The 6,291-nt window shown below is 41.4% G+C and carries 5 protein-coding genes and 1 pseudogene; 2 read left to right on the top strand and 4 right to left on the bottom strand.

Annotated features, from left to right (window positions below):
- The 3 genes from AC1DPZ_RS19875 to AC1DPZ_RS19865 form a co-directional block, all read right to left on the bottom strand.
- On the bottom strand, positions 1–679 hold a 679-nt coding region (locus tag AC1DPZ_RS19875; protein ID WP_477406638.1), incomplete at its 3' end, for a FecR family protein.
- Positions 680–795: 116 nt separating this feature from the next.
- A complete protein-coding gene (locus AC1DPZ_RS19870) occupies positions 796–1,329 on the bottom strand; it encodes an RNA polymerase sigma-70 factor (RefSeq protein ID WP_477406636.1) in 534 nt (177 codons plus the stop codon).
- A 144-nt stretch (positions 1,330–1,473) separates the two neighbouring features.
- Positions 1,474–2,247: an HAD-IIA family hydrolase gene (locus AC1DPZ_RS19865; RefSeq protein WP_477406634.1), complete on the bottom strand. Its 774-nt coding sequence runs from the start codon at positions 2,245–2,247 to the stop codon at positions 1,474–1,476.
- Between the two features lie 252 nt (positions 2,248–2,499).
- Between AC1DPZ_RS19865 and AC1DPZ_RS19860 the strand changes: the two genes are divergently transcribed.
- Complete coding sequence (locus AC1DPZ_RS19860) at positions 2,500–3,453, top strand: GLPGLI family protein (protein ID WP_477406632.1); 954 nt, start codon at positions 2,500–2,502, stop codon at positions 3,451–3,453.
- On the top strand, positions 3,450–6,122 hold the full coding sequence (locus AC1DPZ_RS19855) for a hypothetical protein (RefSeq protein WP_477406630.1): 2,673 nt from the start codon (positions 3,450–3,452) through the stop codon (positions 6,120–6,122). Before AC1DPZ_RS19860 ends, AC1DPZ_RS19855 begins: the two co-directional genes overlap by 4 nt.
- Before the next feature lie 38 nt (positions 6,123–6,160).
- On the opposite strand, the pseudogene AC1DPZ_RS19850 reads toward AC1DPZ_RS19855, so the two are convergent.
- Positions 6,161–6,291, bottom strand: a pseudogene (locus tag AC1DPZ_RS19850) ((Fe-S)-binding protein); the annotation flags it as partial.

Raw genomic sequence — 6,291 nt, 5'->3', positions numbered from 1 at the left:
CTACCTGTACTTTACCTTTCAATAAAGTTGTCTCGGTCGATTTATCGTCGCGGTAAGCCCTTACATTAAACACGGTACCTAAAACCTTCACCGTAAACCCGGTGGTGTGTACCAAAAATGGTTTCTTTGGATTTTTAGTTACTTCAAAAAAACCTTCCCCTTCTAAATTAACTTCCCGTTGCGCATCCGAAAAAACAGATGGATATGTAAAATGGCTCCCTGCATTAAGTTTAACTTTGGTACCATCTGATAAAGTAACCTGCATCATTTCACCAAAAGGCACATCAATTCTTTTTATAGATGCCGCAATAATCTGCTGATTTGGATGCTGATTATTATAAAATAAAAAGCTTAATACAGCAAGCGCAACTATTGCCGCCGCTGCACTTATCCATCTCCGGTAATTAAACGGTTTTATATTGTCATTTAAACCTTCAGTTTCTGATCCTTCCAAGCTTTTGATCTTCACCCATAGCGCATCAAGCCTGCTGTTTACATCTTTTTCCTGTAAAATAGTATTCTCCTGTTTAAGTGTACCCGTTAAGGCATCTGTTACGTGCTGTATCTTTTTGTATCCTGGATACTGTTTTAAAAACAGTTCGAGTTCATTTAATTCATTTTTACTGGCCGACCCATCCATGCTTTTGGCCATCAGCTCAATAAACCTTGATTTTCCCATACTTATAGCTAATCTGATTATAAAGACACCAAACAATTAAGATTTTCCTAAAAGATTTTAAAATAAAATTAAAATCTGTTTCGCATTAAATTATACACGGTAAATTTGGAGGAAGCTTACCTGATGATGCTTTCGAGTTTTTTTATCGCGATGGATAACTGGGCAAATACTGTTTTATTAGACAATTCGAGTATCGACGCCACTTCGTTGCAGGTAAGCCCGTCTTCTTTTACCATTTTAAAGATGAGTTTGCAGCGGGGGGGAAGGCTGTTAACAGCGTTGATAATCTCGGTATGAAGCTCCTTGCTGATAAGTAATTGTGCAGGATCTGCATTGAGGTGAAAATAAAAAGATTCGGCAATACTCAATTCACGGGTCATCCTGGATGAATTGCTCCGGATATGATTCAGGCATGCGTTTTTTACAACCACATACAAATATACCTGTGGATTCCTGATCTTATCCAGGGTGTTGCGGTTAAGCCAAATCTTTACAAACACATCATTCACTATCTCTTCGCTGGCTTCATTATCACCCAGGAAAGAGTTTGCAAATTGGCAAAGTTTAATCACCTGTGCTTTGTAAAGCTCGTTAAATGCCGACTCATCATTGTTAAATCGGATTAAGTGAACAAGCTCATGTGTATTCAAAGTTGACAGCTAATTAAAAACAATTTCTTGTAATGCATTGCCTCCGGGCGCTCAGTAAAAGTAACGAAATTATCACACACACAGGTAAAACGATAATAGAAGAAGGGGTGATTTTTACAGGATAACTATTCGATTACTTGAAATTTACCACCATTTTAAAGGAAAAACTATCTTATCTACCGAGCTTGCAATCATATCTGGTTTGAAAGCATAATTGCCTAACGTCTCTTTATTTGATATCCCAGACAATACCAGGATAGTTTTGTAGCCCATTTGAACACCACCCTGGATATCTGTTTCCATGGTGTCGCCAATTACGGTTGTTTCTGCGGTTTCCAGGCCAAGGAACTTCCGGGCCGACCGCATCATCACTGGGCTTGGTTTGCCGGTAACAAATGCTTTTCGGCCTGTTGCTTCTTCAATCATCGCTGTTGTAGCTGCTATACCCAAATTATTCCATCCCGGTTTTTTTGGTGATGGGTCCCTGTTGGTTGTGATGAATTTTGCGCCAGCAAGAATCATATCAACCGCTCGTTGTACCATCTCGAGTGTGAAATTCCGGCCTTCACCCAAAACTACAAATTCAGGGTCCGAGTCGACCAGCGTGATGCCGTTTTCATGCAGGCTGGTTAGTAACCCGCCTTCGCCCAGCACATAAGCTGTACCGTTGGGGCTTTGGTCACCCAAAAATTTGCCGGTAGCCATTGCACTGGTGTATACATGTTTGGTTTCTACAGTTATGCCCATCCTTTTTAATTTACGTACCACCTCCAGGCTTGTGCGCTGGCTGTTGTTGGTCATAAATGCAAAAGGTATATTATTGGTTATTAGTTGTTTAATGAATTTATCGGCTCCTGCAATCAGCTCTTCTCCGCTGTAGATCACACCGTCCATATCAATTAAAAGTCCTTGCTTCATTTTGGGGTTTTTATAGTTGTATTACGGCTGCAAGGTAATAGTGTAAATCAATAACATCAAATCCATATGAAAATAAACCTGCCAGAAAGTCTTTTATTCCACTTTCTGGGTAAAACAACCAATGGCAAAGTCATGTGCATTTGTTAAAAAGTGTTAATTCTACGAAAAGTTCGTAGTAAAACTATTTTGTTAGTTATATTTGAATTGTCAAAAATAATTTAAGCCGTTTAATAAAAACTTATCCTGATCATCATGAAAAAATCGACTCTTCTTTTCACTGCCTTTTCACTCGTTATTTTTAGTGTGAGGGCTCAAAAGCCTGATACCGCCAAAGCGATTGTTCATTATAAATTTTCGCACCTGCGAGATACCACCAACCGCGATAAACCCTATACCGAAAACATGATATTGTTTGTGGGAGCAACCTCAAGTGCTTACAAAAGTTATGACCGCAAAATACAGGAGGCCCTGATGAAAAAACAAGTTGCCGACCAGGTTGCCGAGCAAAAAGGAAATGGCGGCCCTATAAATATAAAAGTGACCAGCAGGGGAGAATCAACCCGGAATGAATTTTACCAGTTTCCGCTGCAGAATAAATTGGTTCGTAAAGAAAGGCTCATCACAGCTTACCTGATAGAGGAACCAATGCCGGCTATCAGCTGGAAGATCAGCAACGATACGGCCAGTTTTGCGGGACTGCATTGCCAGAAAGCCATGGGGCATTTTAAAGGCCGTGATTATACAGCCTGGTTTTGCCCTGATCTGCCTTTTCATACCGGCCCCTGGAAATTAAACGGATTGCCCGGCTTAATTGTTGAAGCCTATGATGCCCGGAAAGACGTGGTGTTTAAGTTTGATGGCATGGAAGAAGAGAGCAATTCTCCCAAAACAGCAGCCGGTGCACCTGCGCCCACAGGTGGGTTAACGGTTAGAATGATCGGGATGGAAGATGACGCTGACCCCAATATTATTGCACTGCCAACCGATGCTGTTAAAACCACCGAAAAGGAATTTAAGCGCCTGGAGGAAGCGATGCGTAAGGATCCTAATGCATTTRCTAAATCGGCTGTGGCGGGTTCTGGTATGAATATGAGATCTGGAGGCGCAAATGGTTCAGGCCCTGGTCCGGGTGACCAGATGAGGATAGTGGTAAATGGAAACGGCCCAGTGATTAACAACCCAATAGAACTACCCGAAAAGAAATGAGTTTTTTACATAAAAGCGCCGGGGCATTCATTTTATGTATGCTCGTGGCTGTGCTATGCCTTGGCCAAAATATAAAAGGCACCATTACAGATAGCCTGGGCAAACCCCTGGGTTATGCCAGCATCAATCTGAAAGGTAGTAATAACTTTATAATTGCCTATACAACCAGTGGCGTAAACGGGGCTTATAATTTAACCCTGCCTGCTGATGCTGATAAGAATGGCCTTACCCTTGAAGTAAGCTGCATAGGTTTTAAAAAGAAGATACAACCGATAACAGTTTTTACAACACCTTATAACTTTAAGCTCTCCACCGCGGTTCACCAGTTAAAAACGGTTACCGTTAAAGATAACCGGCCCCGGATTCGCACCAGCGGCGACACCCTGAGCTACAAGGTATCTGATTTTAGCAGTCCGCAGGATAGAGTAATTGGCGATGTAATTAAAAAGCTGCCGGGGATAGACGTGGCCAAAGATGGCAAGATAAGCTATAATGGTAAGGCTATATCAAACCTCTACATCGGCGGCGATAACCTGTTGGATGATAAATACAATATTGCCACCAGCACCATCCCCAATGGGGTGGTTGACCAGGTGCAGGTAATGGAAAATCATCAACCTATAAAAATGCTGAAGGATAAGGAGGTAAGTGAGGATGTTGCCTTAAACCTCACTATTAAAAAAGATGCTAAACTACAGTTGATAGGCCAGGAAACCTTAGGAGCGGGGCTGCCGGGAAAGTATTATGAAGACCTGAACGCTATGATGTTTAAGGATAAATACAAGGCTATTAATTATGTTAAAGGAAACAATACAGGCTTTGATGTAGCAGGCGACCTGGTATCGCATAATGCGGCAGATTACATGCAACGTATAGATAATGATAAACCCGGTACCGTACTTTCATTAGGTACAGCGGGCGATCCTGATTTGCTGCGTAACAGGTATTTGTTTAACCAGTCGGGCATTGTGAATCTGAATAACCTGGTCAACCTTAAAAAAGATGTGCAGCTGCGGGCCAATATCTCCTATCTGCGCGATAACCAGCACCAGGATTACCAGCGTTTTAGCGAGGTATATCTGCCCGGTGATACTATACGTTATACCGAAGTGCAACGCAATAAACGCCGGCCCGATCTGATACACAGCCAGTTTACGCTTAATATTAATAAAAGCAAATATTTTTTGAATGATAACCTGGTTACGGATTACAGCCATAACACCGCGTACTCTGCCCTTAATAGCAATGGGGTGCCCGTAAACCAGACTTTTAAGGATAATCTGCTTGATTTTTCGAACGAGCTTAATTTTATGCAAACCTTTAAATCAAATAAAATTGTGGAGGTTTACAGTTACATTAACCGCACATCCGAACCGGAAAACAGGGTGATTGAGCCAAATTTGAATCCTGGTATATTTAACAACGGCATCAATTATTCGCTGCTTACTCAAAAGGTTAATATCCCGGGCTGGTTTACAAATAATTATATTTCATACAAAATACCGGGGCAATATTTAACGCAAAGTTTTAAAGCAGGCTTCAGCGGGCAATCACAAAAATTAAACACCGATCTAACAGTTACACAGCTGAACAATACAAGCAACCTGGTATCTGATAGTTCCCTTAACAGTTTAAGCTGGTCGCGCAATAAATTGTATGCCGAAGCAGACTATGATATACCAGGCAAAATTCTTAAAATTAATGTGACCCTACCACTTAGCCTGCAGCGAACGCACTATAATGATCCGCATTATCAGCTGGATAACAGCCTTACCCGCTTGTATTTTAACCCGCATCTATCGGTTAAATACCAAAGTGGTATTGAAAACTATTTTACACTGAATTACAGCCTGCGTAATAACATTGGCAATATACAGGATGTGTACCGGGGCTATATACTTACTAACTACCGTACCTTGTATGCCAACAGCGCAGCTTTAACCGAGCGGCAGAGCCAGAACGCCGGGTTGGGCTTTAATTATCGGAAGGCCATTACCTTATTCTTTTTTAGCCTGAATGCCGCTTATAGTCATATCTATTCTAACAATATCGCCTCCAGTATTTTAACCAATAACATACAGCAACGGATTGTATTGCCTTATAATAACAATATGGATGCCTGGACGGTAAGTGGTTACGCGAGTAAATACGCTTTTGATTTAAACACCACCTTCAGCGGGGGCGCTTTATGGCAAACCGCTAAATTAAACCAGGTGCAAAATGGCTTGATATTACCTTTTTACACAATATCTAAAACCTTAAACGCAGGTGCCGAAACCAAGGTAAGTAATGTTATAACAGTGAGCTATAAAGCTAACTATAGTCAAACCACCAGTAAGTCGCCGGCTATAAGTACCAGTTCAAAATTTCAGCGGCTGATACAAACGGCGTCTGTAAATTATAACCCGCTTAGTACGCTGTTCTTTAATTTTTCAGCCGACCACTATTATACCCACCAGCAGCAGGCTAATGACCTCAAATATTTTTTTGCAGATGCATCTATCCGTTACAAATTCAACAAAACTAAACTTGATGTGGAGCTAACCGGTCAAAACCTGTTCAATGTAAAAAACTATACCGCGTTATACTTATCTGCCAATGTATTTACGTCAAGCTCGTACGCCATACCTGGGCGCATGGTATTGGCTAAAGTAATGTTTAACCTGTAAACAGCCAGCTTCGGTAATTATATAATTAATGCCTAACATTATAGCCCATTCGCCCTAACAGTGATCTCGGCAATATCCAGCACCTGTATCTGCTGATCCTTTTCGTTGAGTTTTACGCCATCTGTAAGCATGGTCATACAAAACGGGCATGCGGAAGCCACCACCTGGG

This window comes from Mucilaginibacter sp. P4_G9, from assembly GCF_056400985.1.
Note: the sequence above shows the minus strand (reverse complement) of the source record. Positions and strands in the feature narration are given on the sequence as shown.

Bases quoted from the DNA above. Each gene is read 5' to 3' on its own strand.
- AC1DPZ_RS19865 (WP_477406634.1), bottom strand. From the start codon at position 2,247: ATGAAGCAAGGACTTTTAATTGATATGGACGGTGTGATCTACAGCGGA.
- AC1DPZ_RS19855 (WP_477406630.1), top strand. From the start codon at position 3,450: ATGAGTTTTTTACATAAAAGCGCCGGGGCATTCATTTTATGTATGCTC.